Source organism: Oceanicella sp., assembly GCF_056449545.1.
In genome coordinates, this window is the sequence record NZ_JBWOMN010000016.1 from 56,238 (window position 1) to 75,949 (window position 19,712).

The 19,712-nt window shown below is 71.0% G+C and carries 16 protein-coding genes and 1 riboswitch; of the genes, 4 read left to right on the top strand and 12 right to left on the bottom strand.

Translation table 11 applies throughout. The annotated features are described in order from the left end of the window. Positions 1 to 145 precede the first annotated feature (145 nt). A complete protein-coding gene (locus AC1HC7_RS02675) occupies positions 146 to 1,351 on the top strand; it encodes a hypothetical protein (protein ID WP_479495404.1) in 1,206 nt (401 codons plus the stop codon). 235 nt (positions 1,352 to 1,586) lie between these two features. Here AC1HC7_RS02675 and AC1HC7_RS02680 read toward each other — a convergent pair whose 3' ends face one another. Continuing rightward, positions 1,587 to 3,236: a twin-arginine translocation signal domain-containing protein gene (locus AC1HC7_RS02680; RefSeq protein ID WP_479495405.1), complete on the bottom strand. Its 1,650-nt coding sequence runs from the start codon at positions 3,234 to 3,236 to the stop codon at positions 1,587 to 1,589. A 316-nt stretch (positions 3,237 to 3,552) separates the two neighbouring features. Here AC1HC7_RS02680 and AC1HC7_RS02685 point away from each other — a divergent pair, with 316 nt between their 5' ends. Next, the gene (locus tag AC1HC7_RS02685; protein ID WP_479495406.1) at positions 3,553 to 4,629 is read left to right on the top strand and encodes an ABC transporter ATP-binding protein; all 1,077 of its coding nucleotides are present in this window, start codon (positions 3,553 to 3,555) and stop codon (positions 4,627 to 4,629) included. 18 nt (positions 4,630 to 4,647) lie between these two features. On the opposite strand, the gene AC1HC7_RS02690 is transcribed toward AC1HC7_RS02685, so the two are convergent. Beyond that, positions 4,648 to 5,442 (bottom strand): NAD-dependent epimerase/dehydratase family protein, encoded by a 795-nt coding sequence (locus AC1HC7_RS02690; RefSeq protein ID WP_479495407.1) that lies wholly within the window; start codon positions 5,440 to 5,442, stop codon positions 4,648 to 4,650. 193 nt (positions 5,443 to 5,635) lie between these two features. Here AC1HC7_RS02690 and AC1HC7_RS02695 point away from each other — a divergent pair, with 193 nt between their 5' ends. Next, positions 5,636 to 6,700: a cyclase family protein gene (locus tag AC1HC7_RS02695; protein WP_479495408.1), complete on the top strand. Its 1,065-nt coding sequence runs from the start codon at positions 5,636 to 5,638 to the stop codon at positions 6,698 to 6,700. A gap of 79 nt (positions 6,701 to 6,779) precedes the next feature. On the opposite strand, the gene cobO is transcribed toward AC1HC7_RS02695, so the two are convergent. The 10 genes from cobO to AC1HC7_RS02745 all read right to left on the bottom strand — a co-directional run bounded on the left by cobO (position 6,780) and on the right by AC1HC7_RS02745 (position 18,185). Then, positions 6,780 to 7,424, bottom strand: a complete 645-nt coding sequence (gene cobO / locus AC1HC7_RS02700) for a cob(I)yrinic acid a,c-diamide adenosyltransferase (RefSeq protein WP_479495409.1) — start codon at positions 7,422 to 7,424, stop codon at positions 6,780 to 6,782. 34 nt (positions 7,425 to 7,458) lie between these two features. Further along, on the bottom strand, positions 7,459 to 7,938 hold the full coding sequence (locus AC1HC7_RS02705) for a GNAT family N-acetyltransferase (RefSeq protein ID WP_479495410.1): 480 nt from the start codon (positions 7,936 to 7,938) through the stop codon (positions 7,459 to 7,461). 107 nt (positions 7,939 to 8,045) lie between these two features. Then, positions 8,046 to 8,954, bottom strand: coding sequence for a pirin family protein (locus tag AC1HC7_RS02710; RefSeq protein WP_479495411.1), 909 nt, complete (start codon positions 8,952 to 8,954; stop codon positions 8,046 to 8,048). Between the two features lie 118 nt (positions 8,955 to 9,072). Next, a complete protein-coding gene (locus AC1HC7_RS02715) occupies positions 9,073 to 9,684 on the bottom strand; it encodes a nucleotidyltransferase family protein (protein WP_479495412.1) in 612 nt (203 codons plus the stop codon). Then, positions 9,681 to 13,520 carry a cobaltochelatase subunit CobN gene (cobN, locus tag AC1HC7_RS02720; RefSeq protein WP_479495413.1) on the bottom strand — a complete coding sequence of 1,280 codons (3,840 nt, stop codon included), beginning with the start codon at positions 13,518 to 13,520 and terminating at the stop codon, positions 9,681 to 9,683. Before cobN ends, AC1HC7_RS02715 begins: the two co-directional genes overlap by 4 nt. Before the next feature lie 41 nt (positions 13,521 to 13,561). Next, complete coding sequence (gene cobW / locus AC1HC7_RS02725) at positions 13,562 to 14,818, bottom strand: cobalamin biosynthesis protein CobW (protein ID WP_479498617.1); 1,257 nt, start codon at positions 14,816 to 14,818, stop codon at positions 13,562 to 13,564. Continuing rightward, positions 14,811 to 15,560, bottom strand: coding sequence for a CbtA family protein (locus AC1HC7_RS02730; RefSeq protein ID WP_479498618.1), 750 nt, complete (start codon positions 15,558 to 15,560; stop codon positions 14,811 to 14,813). The genes cobW and AC1HC7_RS02730 overlap by 8 nt, the downstream gene beginning before the upstream one ends. A 201-nt stretch (positions 15,561 to 15,761) precedes the next feature. Beyond that, the gene (locus tag AC1HC7_RS02735) at positions 15,762 to 15,935 is read right to left on the bottom strand and encodes a CbtB domain-containing protein (RefSeq protein WP_479495416.1); all 174 of its coding nucleotides are present in this window, start codon (positions 15,933 to 15,935) and stop codon (positions 15,762 to 15,764) included. Between the two features lie 34 nt (positions 15,936 to 15,969). After that, positions 15,970 to 16,219: riboswitch (cobalamin riboswitch) on the bottom strand. A gap of 59 nt (positions 16,220 to 16,278) precedes the next feature. After that, a complete protein-coding gene (locus AC1HC7_RS02740; protein WP_479495417.1) occupies positions 16,279 to 17,064 on the bottom strand; it encodes a precorrin-6A/cobalt-precorrin-6A reductase in 786 nt (261 codons plus the stop codon). Further along, on the bottom strand, positions 17,061 to 18,185 hold the full coding sequence (locus AC1HC7_RS02745; protein ID WP_479495418.1) for a cobalt-precorrin-5B (C(1))-methyltransferase: 1,125 nt from the start codon (positions 18,183 to 18,185) through the stop codon (positions 17,061 to 17,063). Before AC1HC7_RS02745 ends, AC1HC7_RS02740 begins: the two co-directional genes overlap by 4 nt. Before the next feature lie 182 nt (positions 18,186 to 18,367). On the opposite strand from AC1HC7_RS02745, the gene AC1HC7_RS02750 reads away from it, so the two are divergent. Then, positions 18,368 to 19,708 (top strand): cobyrinate a,c-diamide synthase, encoded by a 1,341-nt coding sequence (locus AC1HC7_RS02750; protein ID WP_479495419.1) that lies wholly within the window; start codon positions 18,368 to 18,370, stop codon positions 19,706 to 19,708. Positions 19,709 to 19,712 lie beyond the last annotated feature (4 nt).

A 19,712-nucleotide genomic window follows, 5' to 3' on the forward strand; every position in this document is an offset into this window, starting at 1 on the left:
GACTGGCGGGCGTCCGATTGCAGCCCGCCCGCCCCGGCGCGCGCTGCGCCGCCAGCGACATTTTTCCGCCAAGCCGCGACCTGCGCTCTTTCGCGCGCCGCGCCGGCCATGCCAAGCTGGCGCGCCAGCACGTCCGGAGCCGCCCATGACCAGTCTCGCGTTTTTCGCCGTCACCGCGATGTGCCTCGCGGCCCTGCTGTTCGCGCCGTTCGCGCGCGCGGCGGCGTGGCGGGCGACGGTGACGCCGCTGGCCTCGATCATGGGCAGCGGGTTTCTGGTGTCCGCGCCGATCCTGGCGGGCGAGGTCGGCGGGCTCGCCGCCCCGGCGATGCTGACGCTGATCGTCTTCGCCTATCTGATCGGCGCCGCCATGCGCCACAACATCCGCCATGTGGAGCCCCTGCTGGGCACTCAGGCCGATCGCATGACCCGCTCGCTCGAACGCCTGTCCCATGTGGTGCTGGCGATCGCCTATTTCATCTCCGTCGCCTATTACCTGGCGCTGCTCGGCAATTTCGTGCTGCAGGCGCTGGGCCGGCCCTCGTCGGAACTGGCGCGGCTGATCGCTTCGGCGCTGCTGGCGCTGATCGGCTGGCTGGGCTTTGGCGGCGGGGTGGGGCGGGTGGCCTCGGTGGAACGCTACGCCACGGCGCTGAACCTGTCGGTGATCGCCGGGCTGCTGGCGGCGCTGGCGGTCTACGGGGTCGGGCTGTGGCGCGAAGCCGGGGCGGGCGGCGTGGTTCCGCCGCCGCCGCGGGGCGACTGGGGCACGGTCCCGGTGGTGCTGGGGATGCTGATCGTGGTGCAGGGGTTCGAGACCTCGCGCTTCATGGGCGCGGAGTTCGACGCCGAGACCCGCATCCGCGCCATGCGCCGCGCGCAGCTGATTTCGGGCGCGGTCTACATGCTGTTCTTTCTGCTGCTGTCGCCGCTGCTGACGCAGCTTGCGGATGCGCGCGGCGTGGCCGGGGTGATCGCGGTGATCGGCGTGGTGGCGGCGGCGCTGCCGGCGGCGCTGACGCTGGCCGCCTGCGCCAGCCAGTTCAGCGCGGCGGTGGCGGACGCGATCGGCGACGCCGGGCTGATCGGCGACGTGACCCGCGGGCGGGTGGATGCGCGCCACACCTTTCCGCTGATCGCGCTGATCGGCATCGCCCTGCTGTGGAGCGTCGATGTGTTCGGGGTGATCGCGCTGGCCAGCCGCGCCTTTGCGCTGTTTTACATGCTGCAATGCCTGGTGGCCTGGGACACGGCGCGTCGGATGCCCGAGCGGCGCGGTCAGGCGGCGCTGTTCCTTGGCCTCACGGCGCTCGCCGGCGCGGTGGTGGTCTTCGGCGTCCCCGCCGAATAGCTTTGGCTTTTTGCGTTGCGCGCGGCGGATGCCGGGGCCGCAGGCGTATCGGCGCGCCCGGACCGCAAGCTGCGTGCAGGGCGGATCCCGATCCGCCATTGGCGGCGGCGATGACGGCGCGGCGCTGTTTTCCCGACCCGACCTGCAGGCTGGCCGGGGCGAACTGGGGGGCGATCGTGGCGGGGCGCCGGGAAAGGTCCCAAAAGGCGCCCCGCCGGTCGTCAGGTCAGGGCGATCATATGCCCAGCGAGGCCCGGTAGAGCTTCACCTGGGTTTCGCGCCCGATCTGGTCGGTGATCTTCTCCCACGCCGCGGCGATGCGGTCGGCGCCGTCCTGGGCCGAATACTGGCCGGCGTAGATCTTCGCCAGTTCGTCCTCGGCCACGGAATAGTACTGGAAGATGCCCGGGATGCGGGGCTCGATCGCCGCGTTGGGGTGGTTGTAGCTGTCCGCCTCCGACCCGAGGTAATCGGTGATGAAGGCCTCGTCATAGCCGGCCGCAACCCATTCCGCGATGTTGAAATGCGACTGGCGATAGGGCTGGAAGCCCGACGGATAGGCCGCGCACCACAGCGAGATGTCCTTGCCGCCCAGATGCGCCGCCGCGGACCACGCCGCCTTGTGCCGCTTCTCGTCCGCATCGACCCGCGCCATGACGTAGACGCCCCAGCCCAGATAGGCCATGTTCGGCGCGAAATTGGGGCCCGAGGGCAGGGTTTCCCATTTGCCGGCCTTGTGGTTCCACACGTCGTCGGACCCCGGCAGGATCGAGAACCCGATGCTGTCGCCCACCACGGAACTGTCGGACGTCTTGGCGTTCGACCCGATATCGCCCCACCAGCTGAGCATCGACCCGGTGCCGGCGAGGAACTGCTGGAACCCGGTGGTGCCCGGATCGGCGTTCAGCTGATCCGGCGGCTGCGCGTCGAGCACGTCGAGCACGTCCTGGATGGCGCGCACCCAGGCGGGGTTGTTGACCCGGGGCTTCATGTCCTCGGGATCGAACAGGAACGCCGGATCGTCGGGATGCTTGGCGTAGGCGGTGGCGCGGGATCCGAGGAAATAGAACCCGAATCCGCCCCAGCCCTTCAGCGGGTCGAGATAGCCGTTGGCGTCGAAGCCGTCGATCTTCTTGCCCTTGAGGAACTTCGTCACCTCCTGGACCTTCTGCCAGGTGGTCGGGACCTCCCATTCGCCGTCATGGCCCTCGGCCTTCCAGGCCGCGGCGAAATCGGCGTTGGTGAAATAGTCGGTGCGGTAGTTGAAGTTGTGGCAGTCGCCGTCGATGGAGATCCGGTAGGTCTTGCCCTCCCAGGTGCCGACCGGGGCCTGCAGGTAGCCGACATAGTCGTCCATCTCGATCTGGTCGCGCACCCAGTCGGGCATCTCCGAGGCCATGCCGCGCCCGCAGACGTCGCCCTCGAAGGGCGCGCCCATCTCGATCAGGTCGAAATCGACGGTGCCCGTGGCGATGCTTTGCTGGAGCCGCGCGTTGTAATCGGCCTGGGCGAGATCGATCCAGTTGATCTTGGCGCCGGTGTAGGCCTCCCACGGTTTCAGGAATCCGCGAAACAGCAGGTTGTGCAGATTCTGGTTGTTGAGCCCCATGAAGGTCAGCTCGACCCCGGCGAATTCGCCTTCCTTGACGTTGGCCCTGGTGGCGCCGAGCGTCAGCGCGCCGACCTTCTGCCAGTCGCCGTCGGTGGGCGAGCCCATGCCGACGCCGGGGATCTTCAGCATCTCGGCGCGCAGGTCCGAAGCCGCGCGGGACATGCCCGGAATGCCGGCAAGCGCCGTGGTCGCGCCAAGCGCGGCGGCGCCTTTCAGCACGTCGCGGCGGCTTGCCTGCGCGCGCATCACGTAATTGAAAATCTCTGTTCTCATGTTCTGTATCCTCCCTTTGGGCCGTCATGAATCGCGTCGGCCCGCGCCCCCGTCGTTGATTTGGATCGTCTTTTGACGACGGCGCCGCGCCTGCGTCGGCTGTTCCCCGCGCGGCGCGGCGCCGGTGGGCGGACCCCCCGGCGCCGAGGCCTGACGCGAAAACAGGTTTCACTATGGGCGCCCCTGATTTCATGTCAACGAATCCGGGCGGCGCGCATCGGCGTCCGCGAAAAATGGACACTTGGCGGAAGCTTCGCTACCACTGTGTTCATCAAAACGATCCGCGCCCCTGGCGCCGCCCTGGGGAGGGGATTGCATGGCCAAGGTCACCATCCGGGATTTGCGAAAATCCTATGGCGAGACCGAAATCATCCACGGCATGGACGTGGATATCGACGACGGCGAATTCGTGGTGCTGGTGGGGCCTTCGGGCTGCGGGAAATCAACCTTGCTGCGCATGATCGCGGGGTTGGAATCGGTCACCGCCGGGACCATCGCCATCGGCGATCGGGTGGTGAACAACGTGCCGCCCAAGGATCGCGACATCGCCATGGTGTTCCAGAATTACGCGCTGTATCCGCATATGAGCGTCGCGGACAACATGGGTTTCGCGCTGAGCCTGCGCAAGGCAGACAAGGCCGAAATCAAGCGCCGGGTGGACGAGGCGGCGGACATTCTCGGCCTGAAGGACTACCTGAAACGCTATCCGCGCCAGCTGTCGGGCGGCCAGCGCCAGCGCGTCGCCATGGGGCGCGCCATCGTGCGCAAACCGCAGGTGTTCCTGTTCGACGAACCGCTCAGCAATCTTGACGCCAAGCTGCGGGTGCGCATGCGCGCCGAGATCAAGGAACTGCACCAGCGGCTGAAAGCCACCATCGTGTTCGTCACCCATGATCAGGTCGAGGCGATGACCATGGCCGACAAGATCGTGGTGCTTCAGGACGGCCGGGTGGAGCAGGTCGGCGCGCCGCTGAAATTGTATGACGCCCCCGAAAACCTGTTCGTGGCAAGCTTCATCGGCTCGCCGGCGATGAACCTGATTTCCGGCGTCGCGCGGCTGCGCGACGCGAGGCTGATCGTCGAGGCCGGCGACATGCGCCTGCCGGTGACCCCGGCCACGGTCGCGACCGACGGGCAGGCGGTGGTGTACGGCGTGCGCCCCGAACATCTGCAGCCGGCCGACGACGATGACGGCGAGGGCTGCATCGAGGCGCGCATCGCGGTGATCGAGCCCACCGGTTCGGAAACCCTGCTGCTGCTGCGTCTGGGCGATCAGGAACTGACCGCGGTGATCCGCGAACGCCGCCCGTTTTCCCCCGGCGACATGGTGCGCCTGCGCCCCGACGCCGCGCAGGCGCATCTGTTCGACGCAAGGACCGGCGCGCGGCTGTAGGCGCGCCGCGCCGCGGCGTCAGGTCTCGATGAGCGGCTGCGCCGCGAATCGACCGCCCTGGCGGGTGGCCTCGACCGATAGCGGGTCCTCGGGGCGGATGCCGCCGACCTTGGCGCGGAAGGCCTCCGCATTGTCCTTCGGGCGCCAGCCAAGCCAGGCCACCGAGGAATTGTCCCACCAGCTCGCATCGTTGTCCGAGGCGCCGTAGATGATCGGGCAGCCCAGCCGCGGGGCCCGGAACACGCAGTCGATCAGCGCAATGAAATCATCGGGGCTGAGCCAGGTGGACAGCATCCGCAGATCCACCGGTTCGGGCAGGCATGACCCGATCCGCAGGATCGCGGTTTCCACGCCGAATTTGTCATGATACATAGAAGCCATTGATTCAGCGAAGCATTTTGACAGGCCATACAGCCCGTCCGGGCGCGTCGGCGCGCTGGCGTCAAGCCGCTTGTCCTGTCGGTGAAAGCCGATGGCGTGATTCGAGCTGGCCAGCAGGATGCGCGGCTTGCCGGTCTTGCGCGCGGCTTCGTAGAGGTTGCGCACGCCCTCGATATTGGCGCGCAGGATGGTGTCCCAGTCCGCCTCCACCGCCATGCCGCCCAGATGCAGCACCCCGTCGCAGCCATCGACCAGCGCATGCACCGCCGCCGCGTCGCCGAGATCGCAGATCACGGTTTCCTCGTCGGGCCCGGCGGGCGCCGGGGCGACGATGTCCGACAGGCGCAGCGTCTTTGCCACATGCGCGAGCCGGGGGCGAACCATGCGCCCGAGCCCGCCCGCGGCGCCGGTGATCAACAGTCGTTTCAGCATTTTGCGTTCCTGGTTGCGCGGGTCGGTCGCGGGCACCCTAGCGCAAGCCTCGCGACGAATGAAGCGGGGCCGCGCCGCCCCGCGTTCATCCCCGGTTTCTGGCGCGTCGCCGCGGTTTCATGTTTAATGCCTCCGCTGCCGCGAATTGCGCGCGCAGCGCCAAAACAACAAAACCATGGGAGGACTATCCGAGATGCACAAGCAAGCGATTGCCGCTGCGGCGGCGTTGATCATGGGATCGGCCCTGGGCGGCGCGGCCCTGGCGCAAAAGGCGGTCAACGACGCGCCGCTGACCGAAAACTGGGCCCCCGGCGAATGGGGCGCGGACGACATGGCCGGATCCGTCAACCGCACCACGCCGGCGATGGTGCTCGCCGCCGTCGGTCTGGTGAAGCAGGGCAAGACCGCGACGCTCGGCAAGATCTACCAGCAGGACGCCCCGGCCTTCGGGTCGCGCGGCTGGCGCATGACCATCCCCGGCCTGCCCACCGGCGGCCCCTTCGGCCCGGCGCAGCTGGTCTACAACGACGAATACCTGGCCACCGAGATCGGCCAGATCGGCACCCAGTTCGACGGGCCAGGCCATATCGGCGTCACCACCTCGAAAGGCGATTTCTTCTATAACGGGCGCTTTCTGGAAGATGCGGACGTGACCACCTACGGCATGGGGCCGCTGGGGGTCGAACATGTCGCGCAGAAAGGCTTCGTCTGCCGCGGCGTGCTGCTCGACGCGGTGGCGCTGCGCGGCGGGCAACTGCCGATCCCGGTCGAAAACGACAAGTCCGACCCGGGCATCATCACCCCCGCGGATATCGACGCGATGATCGAGGCGCAGGGCATCGCCCCCATCGGCGAGGGCGACTGCGTGTTCCTCTACACCGGGCATGGCGATATCTGGAGCCCCTCGGGCTGGGATGATTTCGACGCCGCCGAAAAGCAGCGCCGCATCGCGCTGTTCAATTCCGGCGAGCCGGGGTTCGGGCTGTCGGCCTGCGATTATCTGGCCGAGAAGAAGATCATCCTCTGGGGCGCCGACACCTGGGCTTCGGAGGCCGTGGGCAAGGGCTCGGGCGGCGAGAACGCGCAGCCCTTCGAGTGCCATATCATGATGATGACCAAGCGCGGAATCTGGAACCTCGAAAACCTCGACCTGTCGCAGCTGGTGGCGGACAAGGCCTATGAATTCCTGTTCGCCTGGTCGCCGCTGAAGATGAAGGGCGCGACGGGATCCCCGGGCAACCCGATCGCCGTCTACTGATCGCCGTCTACTGATCGCGCCTGCCGATCGCCATTCATGCGCATCGGGGCCCGCAGGCGCGGGCCCCGACATCAGGCATTCAGAATTCGACGCCGATCTGGGCCTTCACGCCGGCGCGGAACGGGTGCTTCACCAGTTCCATCTCGGTCACCAGATCCGCCGCCTCGATCAGCGACGGCTTGGCGTTGCGCCCGGTCAGCACCACATGGGTCATCGGCGGCTTTTCGGTTCGAAGGAATGCGACGACCTCGTCCGCATCCACGTAATCGTAGCGCAGCGCGATGTTGATTTCGTCAAGCAGCACCATGCGGTTCTTCGGGTCGCGGATCAGGTCCCTGGCCTTCGTCCACGCCGCCTGCGCCATCTCGATGTCGCGGGACTTGTCCTGGGTTTCCCAGGTGAACCCTTCGCCCATGGCGTGGAATTCGCACAGATCGGCGAATCTGTCGGCGATCAGGTCGCGTTCGCCCGTGGACATGCCGCCCTTGATGAACTGCACCACGGCTGAAGGCATCCCATGGGCGATGCAGCGGAAGATCATGCCGAACGCGGCGGTGGACTTGCCCTTGCCCTTGCCGGTGTGGACGATGATCAGGCCTTTTTCCTCGGTCTTGCCGGCCATGATCTTGTCGCGCGCGGCCTTCTTCTTGGCCATCTTCATGGCGTGGCGTGCGTGGTCCTCGACAGCGGGGGCGGCGGGCGGGGCGGCGGGCTCGTCGGTCATTCGGGTCTCCGGGTGTTGGGGCGGTTGGGCGGCGTCAGGCGAGCGGCTTGCGCATGACGATGATAGCAGGGCGTTGCGCGGTTGCGGAGACGATCTTGCCGTGACGCGCGAAGCCGAGCCGCGCGAAAACGGCGATGTTGTCGCCGAGCGCGGCGCCGGTCTCCAGCGTCAGCGCCCGAAACCCGCGGCGGCGGGCCTCGGCCTCCGCCGCCGCGACCAGCAGCCGCGCCAGCCCCCGGCCGCGATGCGATCCAGCGACCGCCAGCCGGCCCAGATACCAGGCGTCGGGCATGTCCCGCGAGCGGCGCGAAAACGCGCAGGCCACCGGCGCGCCGCGATCCTCGATCAAGAAGGCCGCGCCCGCCGCCGCGCTTGCGGCCAGCGCCGCGGCGTCAAGGCGGCGCACCGCCGAGGGGCGCCCGAGAAGCGCCTCCATATAGGCGAATTCGGTGTGCAGCAGCGCCAGCACGGCCTGCCAGTCCGCGTAATCCGGGGCGGCGCGAAACGGGGTCATGGATCCTCCGCGATCTGGGCGCCCGCGCGGGGGCGCGCCTCGGTCTCGCCCCTGCCTAACCCAGCGCGCCGCCGACGCCAAGCGCCACGCCAGGCGCCGCGCCCGCGTCAGGCGTCGCGGATGAAGGCGCCCGAGCGCAGGTCGCGCATGGCCTGCATCAGTTCGGCGCGAGTGTTCATCACGATGGGGCCGTGCCAGGCCACCGGTTCGCGGATCGGCTTGCCCGAGATCAGCAGGAACCGCATGCCATGCTCGCCCGCCTGCACGGAGATTTCGTCGCCCCGGTCGAACACCACCAGCGACCGGTCCCCGGCATTGTCGCGCATCAGCAGTTCACGGCCCTGATATTCCTTTTCGGTGAGCGCGCCGACAGGGCGCGAGGCGTCGCGGAATGTCCCCGACCCGGCGAAGACATAGGCGAAGGCGTGGCGTTCAAGCTCCACCTTCAGGGTCTTGCGCACCCCCGGCGGGATCGACACGTCAAGATAGCGCGGATCGGCGGCGATGCCGTCGACGGGGCCGCGTCGGCCGCGAAATTCGCCGCAGACCACGCGCACCACCGTGGCGTCATCGTCGACGGTCTCGGGGATCTCGGCGCTGGGCACGTCCTGATACTTGGGCGCGGTCATCTTCAGCGATGACGGCAGGTTGGCCCAAAGCTGGAACCCGTGCATGCGCCCCGCCGAATCGCCCTTGGGCATTTCCTGATGCATGATCCCCGACCCGGCGGTCATCCACTGCACGTCGCCGGCGCCGAGCGTGCCTTCGTTGCCGAGGCTGTCGCCATGATCCACCGATCCGGCGAGCACGTAGGTGATGGTCTCGATGCCGCGATGGGGATGCCAGGGAAACCCCTTGAGGAAATCCTCGGGGCGATCGTTGCGGAAATCGTCGAACAGCAGGAACGGGTCCAGTTCGGGGCTGTCGCCCAAGCCGAAGGCGCGGTGCAGTCTGACGCCCGCGCCTTCCAGCGTCGGGGCGGCGGGGGCGATGCGCGACACGGGGCGGATTGACATGGCGGGCTCCGGGAATTGCTGCGGCGTCTCCGGAAGATGGCGATGGCCCGGGTCGGGGAACAGAGCTTGTCACAGGATAAATTGTCGTCATTGCGGCGACAATGCCCGTGGCCGCCGGTCAGTCGGGCCAGGGGATGACGCGCAGCTCCGGCCAGTGGCGCAGCGCCCGCGCCGCCTTGCGTTCGTGGGTGGCGCGGTTGTCGAGCGCCGGATTGGGGATCAGTCGAAACGCGAATATGGGGTCGAGCCCGAACGGCGCATAAAGGTCGAGCGACCCGTCGGCCCGCAGCCGCAGGCCGACGCAATGGGTGGTGCTGGCGAAGCAGTCAATGGCCTGATCGGTGCTTTGCAACGGCGCGATGGGGCTGGTGAAATGCGCCTCGCGCCACAGGTGCACGCGGGCCTGATTGCGCAGCTCGACGGGCGGGTCGCAATCGCCAAACGCGCTTGCGGCGCGACGGATCTGCACATCCTCGGCCGCCCATGTCAGGTCGGCGGCGTCGAAATGGAAAACGTCGATATCCTTGATCCCGTGCCCCGAGGGGCGTTTGGTCAGATGGTTCCACACGCTGTTGCAAAGCGCGCCGGACACGATGCGCCAGTCGGGCAGGTCCAGGCCGCGCGCGACCGCCAGCGCCTGCGCGATCAGCGGATCGGCGCGCAGGATCGACAGGAAGGCGGCGCTCTGGGTCGCGGGGGCGGCGCCGGCGAAACGCAGATGGTCGCTCACGCCAGCCGCGCCAGCAGGTCGCGGGCGGAGTTGGATTTCGGGCGCCAGAGCCCGCGCTCCACCGCCTCGGCGAGCCGTTCGGCGATCTCGCGCAAGGCCGCGGGGTTGGCCTCGGCGATGAAGGCGCGGGTGTCCTCGTCCTCCAGAAACGCCGCGTGCACCAGATCGAAATGGTGGTTCTTCACCGCCCTGGTGGTGGCGGCGAAGGCGAACAGGTAATCGACGGTGGCGGCGATCTCGAAGGCGCCCTTGTAGCCGTGGCGCTTCATCCCGGCGATCCATTTTGGGTTGACCACGCGGGCGCGCACCACGCGGCCGATCTCCTCGTCGAGCGTGCGGATCACCGGGCGTTCGGGGCGGGAATGGTCATTGTGCCAGATGCGCGGCTCGCGCCCCGACAGATGCGCCACGGCGGCGGCGGCCCCGCCCTCGAACTGGTAATAATCGTCGCTGTCGAGCAGGTCGTGTTCGCGGTTGTCCTGATTCTGCACCACCGCTTCGGTGCGCGCCAGCCGGGTTTCCAGCAGGTCGCGGGCGCGGGTTCCCTCGGCCTGGGCGCCGTAGGCGTAGCCGCCCCATTCCAGGTAGCTGTCGGCGAGGTCCTTGCGATCCGACCACAGCCGTTCGTCGATCATCGCCTGCAATCCCGCGCCATAGGCGCCCGGCTTGGCGCCGAACACGCGAAAGCCGGCCCGAAGGGCGGCTTGAGCCGGGTCGTCGCCGCAGGCGAGGAAATCTTTCGTTTCGGCGCGAAAGCGCGCCGCGGCGGGGTTTGAATCCTCGGGCTCGTCAAGCGCCATCACCGCCCGCGCGGCGCTGTCGATGAGGTCGATCTGCGCCGGGAAGGCGTCGCGAAAGAACCCCGACACCCGCAGGGTCACGTCGACGCGCGGGCGGTCGAGCTGGCTCAGGGGCAGGATCTCGAATCCGGTCACCCGGCGGCTGGCCCGGTCCCAGGTCGGGCGCACGCCCATCAGCGCCAGCGCCTGGGCCAGATCGTCGCCGCCGGTGCGCATGTTGGAGGTGCCCCAGGCGGTGATCAGCATGGCGCGGGGCCAGTCGCCTTCCTCCTGCAGGTGGCGCTCGACCAGCGCGCAGGCCGAACGCCAGCCCAGCGTCCAGGCGGCGGGGGTGGGCACGGCGCGGCTGTCCACGGAATAGAAATTGCGCCCGGTGGGCAGCACGTCGGGGCGCCCGCGCGTCGGCGCGCCCGAGGGGCCGGGGGCGATGAATTTCCCGTCGAGCGCGGCGAGCAGCGCCGCGGTTTCGGCGGGGCCGGAGGCGCGCAATGCCGGGCGCATGTCGCTTTCCAGCCAGTCGAGGACGGCTTTCGTGCGGGGCATTTCGTTGGAGTCCGGGAGCGCCGCGCTTTTGCCTTCGGCAAAAGCTGCGGCGAGGGCCTCCAGCCTTTCCACCGTGTCGCCGTTGGAGCGCCACGGAGCGTCGAGCATGGCGGCGAGCGGCGCCGGGCGGGGGCCGGTCCAGCGCCCCGCCTGCTTGCAGTCGAGCGGGTCGAATGTTTCGGGATCCATGCCGAGATCCTGCGCGATGGCGCGGATCAGCGAGGCGCCCTGGCCGGCGTCGCCCATGGCGCGGGGCACGCGGGCCAGCGCCACCAGCAGGTCGCGCTCCTGCGCGCCTTCGGGCGAGGCGCCGAATATGTGCAGCCCGTCGCGGATCTGGGATTCCTTCAGGTCGCAGAGATACTCGTCGAGCCTTGTCAGCGCCGCATCCTCGTCCATGTCCGGCGCGACGCCCGCGTCCTCGTCGAGCCCCGAGGCGGCGGTGAGGGCGGTGATTTCGCGCTTCAGATGCGCCACGCGGCGGGGATCGACGCCTGCGGCTTCGTAATATTCGTCGACGAGGGCTTCGAGATCGCGCAGCGGGCCGTAGGTCTCGGCGCGGGTCATGGGCGGGGTGAGGTGATCGAGGATCACCGCGCTGGCGCGGCGCTTGGCCTGGGCGCCTTCGCCGGGGTCGTTGACGATGAAGGGGTAGAGATGGGGCGTCGGGCCGAGGATGGCCTCGGGGAAGCAGGTTTCGCTGAGCGCCAGCGCCTTGCCGGGCAGCCATTCCAGATTGCCGTGCTTGCCCATGTGGATGATGGCGTGGGCGCCGAATTCGAAGCGCAGCCAGAAGTGGAAGGCGAGGTAGTTGTGCGGCGGGACCAGGTCGGGGGAGTGGTAGGTTTCCTTGGGCGCGATATTGTAGCCGCGCGCCGGCTGCACGCCGACCACGACATTGCCGAATTCGAGGATCGAGAGGGTGAAGGCGCCTTCGGCGCCGGCGAGGGGGGCCTCGCTTCGCTCGGCTTCGCCTGCGGCGGGAAGGGGAGCCTCGCTTCGCTCGGCCTCGCCTGCGGCGGAGATGAAGAAGGGGTCGGATTCGGGGGCGCCCCAGCGGTCCTCGATGCGGCGGCGGGTGTCCCAGGGCAGGGCGTCATAGGCCTTGCGATAGGCCGAGAGCGGCAGGCGGACGCCGCCTTTGCGACGCACCCGGTCGGTGAGCCAGTTGGTGGGGCCGGCGAGGATGCGGGCCATGAGGTCGGCGCTGTCGGCGGGGGCGTCATCGACCCGGTATCCGGCGCCGGCCAGCGCGCCGAGCGCGGCGGTGGTGGAGGCGGGGGCGTCGAGCCCGACGCCGTTGGCAAGCCGCCCGTCGCGGTTGGGGTAGTTGGCCAGCACCAGCGCCACGCGCTTTTGCGCCGCCTCGACCCGCCCCAGCCGGGCCCAGTTGGCGGCGAGCTTCGCGGTGAAGGCCACCCTGTCGCCCTGCGCGCGATAGGCGGCGATGCGGCATTGCGCGGCCTCGTCGAAATAGGCCTCGCCCTTGAAGCTGACCGCGCGGGCGAGGATGCGCCCGTCGACCTCGGGCAGCGCCACGTTCATGGCGATGTCGCGCGCCGACAGCCCGTTGAGCCCCTCGGCCCAGGCCGATTCGGAGCCGCCCGAGAAAACCATCTGGAACACCGGGACGCCGGGGCGATCCAGGGGCGTGCCCCTGTGGGCGCCCGCTTGCGGGGAGGACACCGCGAAGCTGGTGGCGTTCAGCACCACCGCAGGCGGCGCTTCGTCAAACAGGGTCGCCAGCGTCGCCGCGCTCACTTCGTCCTTCAGCGAGGCGACGAAGACCGGCAGCGGGTTCAGGCCCTCGGCCAGCAGCGCGCGGGTCATGCGGTTGACCGGGTGCAGCCCCGCGCCCTGCACCAGCGCCCGGTAGAACACCAGCGCCGCCACCGGGGCGCCCGGCCGCCAGTTGGCGCGGGCGGTTTCCAGATCCGCGACCCCGGCGCCCGGCCAGTAGACCCCGGCGCGCAGCAGCGGGCGCGGGGCGGGCGGGGCCTCGGCCTCGCCCAGCATATGCGCGGCGTGGCGCAGCAGCAGCGCCATGTTGGCGACCCCGCCCTCGGCGAAGCAGGCCCATAGCCGTTCCCAGTCGGGGCGCGCGATGGTGGAGACCCGCCAGAGGTCGTCGTCGGGCTGGTCGTCGCCGGGCAGGGCGGCGAAGGCGACCCCCGCCTGCGCGAGCCGAATGGCGAATTGCTCCAGCCCGTAAGGCCAGTAGCCCTTGCCGCCGAGCGCGCGCACCACCACCAGCCGGGATTTCGCCGCCGTCCGGTCCAGATACAGATCAACCGACATGGGGTGCTGGAGATGCAGCAGCGACGCCAGCCGCAGGCTGAGACGATCGCCGAGCGCGTCCTCGCGGGCCTCGGACAGCCCCGCCAGTTCGGTGTCGGCGGCGGAGATGACGACGATGTCGGCGGGATCCTGCCCCAGGTCAACCGCCTCGGCGCCGTCGGAGATCTCGCCCGGCTGAGCCAGCAGCAGATGCATGGTCTTGTCCTTGGCTGTGGGGCGGGCCGGCGCGCCGGCGCCTAATCCGCGCCGATCGCGTGTTCTATGGCGGCGCGGTCCAGCCCGGCGAGGCCGATCACCACCAGCCGCGTCTGGCGCGGGTCGCCGCCGAAGGGGCGGTCGAAATAGCTTTCGATCCGCGGTCCCACCGCCTGGATCACCTGCCGCATGGGCTTGCCGGCGATGGCGGCGAAACCCTTGAGCCGCAGGATGTCATGTTCGGCGATCGCCGTCGCGAGGCGGGCGCGAAACGCCGCCGGATCGGCGATTTCGCCCATGGCGATCACGAAGCTTTCGAACGCGTCATGACCGTGGTCGTGATGATGGTCGCGGCGGTCGCCATCCTCGCCACGGTCGTCATGGTCGCCACGGTCGTCATCCTCGCCATGGTCGTCATGGCGATGGTGATGGATCTCGTGTCGCGCCTCCATGTCCGCCTCCGCGCCGATGCCGAGGCCGAGCAGCAGATCGGCGCCCAGCCCGTCAGGCCCCGAGCGCACCAGATGCACGCCCCGGCGCGCCCGCGCCGCGAGCCCGTCGAGCAGCGCCGTCGCGCCCGCCTCGTCCAGCAGATCGGATTTCGCCACCACGATCATGTCGGCGCAGGCGAGCTGATCCTCGAACAGCTCCGACAGCGGGGTTTCATGGCCGAGGCTGTCATCGGCGGCGCGCTGCGCGGCCACCGCCGCCTCGTCATGGGCGAAGCGGCCCGCGGCGGTCGCGGGGCCGTCGATCACGGCGACGACCCCGTCAACGGTGACGCGGTTGCGGATCTCGGGCCAGTTGAAGGCGCGCACCAGCGGTTGCGGCAGGGCGAGGCCCGAGGTCTCGATGACGATGTGCTCGGGCGGGTCGGCGCGCCCCAGCAGCGCCTCGATGGTGGGCACGAATTCATCGGCGACGGTGCAGCAGATGCAGCCGTTGGACAGTTCCACGATGTCGCCGTCGGCGCAGGCCTCGTCGCCGCAGCCCTTCAGCAAATCGCCGTCGACGCCCTCATCGCCGAATTCGTTGATGATCAGCGCGATGCGCCGCCCGCCGGCCCGGGCCAGCAGGTTGCGGATCAACGTGGTCTTGCCGGCGCCCAGAAACCCGGTGATCACCGTCGCCGGGATTTTTTGCGCCGGGCGTTTCGCTGACTTGGCGGTCGCTGACCTGGCGGTCGGGGCCTTGGCGGTCGGGGCCTTGGCGGTTGGGGCCTTGGCGGTTGGGGCCTTGGCGGTTGGGGCGGCGGCGCGCGGCGCGCCGTCGCCCCGGGCGGGCTTCAGGTCATCCATGGGCGGGTTGCGCCGCTGTCAGATTGCCGCGCCGCGCCCAGATCCAGCCTGCCGTCGCGCCCAGCGCCAGCCAGGCGACGGCGGCGACGCCCAGCGCGCGGGCGGCGAACAGCCCGGCCAGCTCCGGCGGCGCGACCCCCGTGAATTCGGCCGGGTGCGGCGCGCCGATGACATGGGGGAGCGCGATCAGCAGCACGCCGCCGAAGCGCCAGAATCCGCCGCCATAGGCCAGCGCCGCGATGCCGGCGACGCTCAGCGCCACCGTGCTCAGCCACCAGACCTGGCGCGTTTCCAGCGCCGCGGCCGAGGCTCCGGGGACCTCCGGCGCCAGCCCCATGGCCGGAAACAGCTGCACCGCGAGGAACCCCGCCATGCCCCAGAGCAGCCCCTGCGCCGCGTCGACGGATCGGGCGCCCATGCGCTCGGCAATGGCGAAGCCCGCGGTCATCAGCAGCGCGAAGCCGCTCATGCTGAGCACCGCGACCAGCGCCGAATAGCCAAGCCGGGTCACGTCGAAGCCCTCGCCGGCGGGCGCCGGGCCGTGGGAATGGGCGTGGCCGTCCTCGGCGATCTGCGCCGCGCCGCCGGCGGTTTCGGCGCCGGCGAAATGGGTTTTCACGCCGGTCTCGTAAAGCTCCGCCTCGAGTATCAGCGGCACGGTCATGGTCTGGTGCAGGAATGCCATGAGCACGCCCGCAGCCACGCCGGCGAACAAGGCGCTGGCGAACAGGGTTTTCAACATGTGACTACCTTTTCAGGCCGGATCGGGGCGTCGGGCGCCGCGCGACCGGCTGTTTGCGCATGACCAGCCCCGCGGCCCGGCGCGCGTGGCGACCGCCCCCCCCTGGCGCGGCGGTCCCGCCGGATTCCCGCGCAGAAGCTGAGGGCAGGGGCTGGCGGCAGGGGCTGGCGACGGGGCTGGCGGCAGGGGCTGGCGGCGGGGCTAGTGGCAGGGGAACGCCACCGAGTGGCGCGTGTCATGGGCGGCGTCATGCACGGTGTCCGAAGCGGCGAAGCCCGCGCCGAAAATCAGGATCCCGCCGACCAGAAGCGCGGAAACGATGGCCGTGAGGCTGGTTTCCGCGTGGGTCGGGGCGGCAATGCTGGCAGTGGTCATGTCGTTCTCCTGTCCCGTCACACCCGACGGGGTTTGGGTTGCGCGCGACATGGCAGGTCTCCTGGCTGATGGATCGGCGGCGCCCCCTTGCGGGGGGCGTCCCGGCGGCCTCGCCTTCCCGCCCCGGGGGGCAGTGGCTTTGCTGAGGCGCGCCATCCACATACAGTCGCGGGGGCGGCTGCGGCTGGGGGCCCCCGGCTTGGGTCGGCCCGTTCCGCATTCCCGTTTTAATCCGGCGGGCGTTTCAGAACGTCCGCGCGGGAACCATGTCAGTCCCTCCACATGCCCGGCTGGCGCGTCGCCTGTCAAGTTCGGAACGCGGCGTTTCAGGGCGTGTTCGCGCCTATTGCGCCGGGCGGCCCGGCGCGCGGTCGCCGGCATGGCGCAGGGCCCAGTCCAGCGCCTCGGCCACGGTCTCGACGCCGCCCCCGGGCGGCGGCGGCGGGCGGGCGATCATGTGCACGCGGATGGCGAGCGTGCGCGCCGCGTCGAGCCGGGCGCGCGCCGGGCCGCCGGAATCGCGGGTCAGCAGATGGGTTATGGCTTCGGCGCGCATCAGCGCGATCTCCGCCGCCTCGTCAAAGGGCGGGCGGGCGTGGATCAGGCGCAGGCCGGCGGGCGGGGGCGGCCCGGCGACCGGGCCGATGACGCGGGCGAGGATCGCCGCATTCGCCGCCATGTCCGCGCCGCCAAGGGCGCGTTCGATCGCCGGCAGCGACCGCCCGCCGGTGGCGGCCAGCGCCCGCGCGCCCGGCGGCAGCCCCGTCACCGCCGCCTCCAGCGTCGGGAACCGGCGCCAGGGCGGCGCGGTGTCCGGCGGTTCGCGCCAGGGCGGCCGGCGCAGGGTCAGGCGCGGCAGGTCGAGCGCCGCGCAGACCCGCGCGGCGCGGGCGCTGATGCGTTCGGCGAAGGGGTGGGTGGCGTCGATCACCGCAGTGATCCCGGCGTCTCGCAGCCGCGCCGTCATCGCCGCCTCGCCGCCAAAGCCGCCGCGCCACGTCTCGACGGCCAGCGGGCGCGGGGCGGCGGTGACCCCGGCCAGCGAGGCGACGCATGGCGCGCGCGCGGCGGCCAGCGCGGCAACCAGGTCGCGCGCCTCCGCCGTGCCCGCCAGCACCAGCAGCGTCATGGCCTGCGCGCGGGCGGGGCGGCGCCGGGGGCGACATCGGCGCCGGGGGCGGGGGCCGCGACGCGGGCGAAAACCTTGCCCTCGCGGTCGATCACCACCGCCTCCAGCGCCACCGGCGCGTCGCGCAGCACGCCGCGCGCGGCGGCGATCACGCCTTCGGCCACCGCGCGCGCCAGATCGGGGCCGGCGTGGCCCAGCGCCTCCAGCGCGGTGTTGGCGGCGCGCACCGGCGCCGGGTCGGCGCCCGCGGCCCGCGCCATCGCCGCCAGCCGTTCGAAATCCACCTGGCTGCGGGCGGAATGCAGGTCCATCGCCCCCTGCGCCAGTTTCGTGAGCTTGCCAATGCCCCCGGCCAGCGTCAGCCGCGCCACCGGGTTGGCGCGCAGGTATTTCAGCAACCCCCCGGCGAAATCCCCCATGTCGAGAAACGCCGATCGCGGCAGATCGGGATAGAGCCGCGCCGCCGCCGCCTCGGACGTCGCGCCGGTGGCCCCCACCACATGCGTCGCGCCCATGGCCCGCGCCACATCGACGCCGCGATGGATCGAGGCGATCCACGCGGCGCAGGAAAACGGCCGCACGATGCCGGTGGTGCCGAGAATCGACAGCCCCCCGACGATGCCGAGCCGCGGGTTCCAGGTTTTCAGCGCCAGCGCCGCGCCGCCGGGCACCGATACGGTGACGTCGAAATCCGCCGGCGCGCCCCGCGCCGCCGCCAGATCGCGCAGCGCGCCTTTCATCATCAGGCGCGGAACCGGGTTGATGGCGGGCTCGCCCGGGGCGATGGGCAGGCCGGGCAGGGTGGCCGTGCCGACGCCCTCGCCGGCGTGAAAGCGGATGCCGGCGCCGGGCGGGGCCAGCGCCACCCGGGCGCGGATCGTCGCCAGATGGGTCACGTCCGGGTCGTCGCCCGCGTCCTTGATCACCGCCGCCTCGGCCCAGCCGCGCCCCTGCGCCGATTCAGCGATGGCAAAGCGCGGGGTCTGGCCGCGGGGCAGGGTGATGGCGACGGCCTCCGGCGGCGCCTCGCCCAGCAACGCGCGCCCCGCCGCCAGCGCCGCCGCGGTGGCGCAGGCCCCGGTGGTCCAGCCGGTGCGCAGTTTCGGAATTGGCTCGGTCATCTGTGCGGATTTGCCTTATCGGGGCGGGGGCTTGCCATGACGGGGCGTCGCGGCGGGCATGCGGGGGCGAGTATAGAAGCAGCCCCGCCTCGCGCAAGCGCGGGCGGGCGTCGGGGCCTGCCCGGGGCCCGCCCGCGCTGACGGGGTTTCAGCGGGGGCGCGCAGGCGCTAGAGGGGGAGACATGACCCGCGCGCTCCTCATCTCCGCCCCGGCCTCGGGGTCCGGCAAGACCGTCCTGACGCTGGGGATCCTGCGCGCGCTTCGCGCGCGCTTCGCGCCGCTGAGCGGCAAATCCGGTCCCGACTACATCGACCCGGCGTTCCACGCCGCCGCCACGGGGCGCGCCTGCCTGACGCTCGACGCCTGGGCAGAGCCGCCCGAGGCGCTGCGCGCCCGGGCGGCGGCGGGCGGCGGCGCATTGCTGGTGATCGAGGGCGCGATGGGGCTGTTCGACGGGGCCGATTTGGGCGACGGCGGCGGGACGGGCGGCGGGGCGGGCGGCGCCGGGTCCAGCGCCGACCTCGCGGCGGCGCTCGGCGCGCCGGTGCTGCTGGTGCTGGACGCGGCGCGCATGGCGCAGACGGCGGGGGCGCTGGTCGCCGGGCTGGCGGCGCATCGCCGCGACGTGAACATCGCCGGGGTGATCCTCAACCGGGTCGGCAGCGCCCGTCACGCCGCCATGCTGACCCGCGCCGTGACGCCGGTGGCGCCGGTGCTGGGCGCGGTCCCGCGCGACGCGGCGCTGGACCAGCCCTCGCGGCATCTGGGGCTGGTGCAGGCGGGCGAGCGCGCGGATCTGGAGCGGTTCCTGCAGGGCGCCGCCCGGGTCGTCGCCGCGCATTGCGACCTTGAGGCCATCGCCGCGCTGGCCCGCCCGCTTCGCGGCGAGGCCCGCCCCCCAGGACCGCTGGCGCCGCTGGGGCAGCGCATCGCGGTGGCGCGCGACGTGGCCTTCGCCTTCGCCTACGGGCACATGCTGGAGGGCTGGCGCGATCAGGGCGCCGAGATCCTGCCGTTTTCGCCGCTGGCCGACGAGGCCCCGGCGCCCGACGCCGACGCGGTGTTCCTGCCCGGCGGCTATCCCGAACTGCACGCCCCGGCGCTGGCCGCGGCCGAAGGGTTCAAGGCGGGCCTGCGCGCCCTGGCGACGCGCGGCGCGCGGATCTACGGCGAGTGCGGCGGCTACATGGCGCTGGGCGCGGGGCTGGAGGACGCCGGCGGCGCCCGTCACGCCATGCTCGGGCTGCTCCGGCTGGAAACAAGTTTCGCCAATCCGCGCCGCCAGCTTGGCTACCGCCGCCTGACCCCGCGCCCCGGCGCGCCGTGGTCCGCGCCGCTGGCGGGTCACGAACATCATCAGGCGGTGACGCTCGGCGCCGCAGGCGCGCCGCTGTTCGACATGGCGGACGCGTCGGGCGCGCCGCTCGGCCCCGTGGGGCTGATCGCGGGCAATGTCAGCGGATCCTTCGCCCATGTCATCGCGCCGGGCCCCTGGGCGCCCCTCGATCGCAGTTGCAGGTAGGGCG

What these genes read in the sequence shown, in the direction of transcription:
- AC1HC7_RS02750 (WP_479495419.1), top strand. Translation starts at nt 18,368, where the DNA reads ATGACCCGCGCGCTCCTCATCTCCGCCCCGGCCTCGGGGTCCGGCAAG.
- AC1HC7_RS02695 (WP_479495408.1), top strand. Translation starts at nt 5,636, where the DNA reads ATGCACAAGCAAGCGATTGCCGCTGCGGCGGCGTTGATCATGGGATCG.
- AC1HC7_RS02740 (WP_479495417.1), bottom strand. Translation starts at nt 17,064, where the DNA reads ATGACGCTGCTGGTGCTGGCGGGCACGGCGGAGGCGCGCGACCTGGTT.
- AC1HC7_RS02710 (WP_479495411.1), bottom strand. Translation starts at nt 8,954, where the DNA reads ATGTCAATCCGCCCCGTGTCGCGCATCGCCCCCGCCGCCCCGACGCTG.
- AC1HC7_RS02745 (WP_479495418.1), bottom strand. Translation starts at nt 18,185, where the DNA reads ATGACCGAGCCAATTCCGAAACTGCGCACCGGCTGGACCACCGGGGCC.
- AC1HC7_RS02675 (WP_479495404.1), top strand. Translation starts at nt 146, where the DNA reads ATGACCAGTCTCGCGTTTTTCGCCGTCACCGCGATGTGCCTCGCGGCC.
- AC1HC7_RS02735 (WP_479495416.1), bottom strand. Translation starts at nt 15,935, where the DNA reads ATGACCACTGCCAGCATTGCCGCCCCGACCCACGCGGAAACCAGCCTC.
- AC1HC7_RS02690 (WP_479495407.1), bottom strand. Translation starts at nt 5,442, where the DNA reads ATGCTGAAACGACTGTTGATCACCGGCGCCGCGGGCGGGCTCGGGCGC.
- AC1HC7_RS02730 (WP_479498618.1), bottom strand. Translation starts at nt 15,560, where the DNA reads ATGTTGAAAACCCTGTTCGCCAGCGCCTTGTTCGCCGGCGTGGCTGCG.
- cobW (WP_479498617.1), bottom strand. Translation starts at nt 14,818, where the DNA reads ATGGATGACCTGAAGCCCGCCCGGGGCGACGGCGCGCCGCGCGCCGCC.
- cobO (WP_479495409.1), bottom strand. Translation starts at nt 7,424, where the DNA reads ATGACCGACGAGCCCGCCGCCCCGCCCGCCGCCCCCGCTGTCGAGGAC.
- AC1HC7_RS02680 (WP_479495405.1), bottom strand. Translation starts at nt 3,236, where the DNA reads ATGAGAACAGAGATTTTCAATTACGTGATGCGCGCGCAGGCAAGCCGC.
- AC1HC7_RS02685 (WP_479495406.1), top strand. Translation starts at nt 3,553, where the DNA reads ATGGCCAAGGTCACCATCCGGGATTTGCGAAAATCCTATGGCGAGACC.
- AC1HC7_RS02705 (WP_479495410.1), bottom strand. Translation starts at nt 7,938, where the DNA reads ATGACCCCGTTTCGCGCCGCCCCGGATTACGCGGACTGGCAGGCCGTG.
- cobN (WP_479495413.1), bottom strand. Translation starts at nt 13,520, where the DNA reads ATGCATCTGCTGCTGGCTCAGCCGGGCGAGATCTCCGACGGCGCCGAG.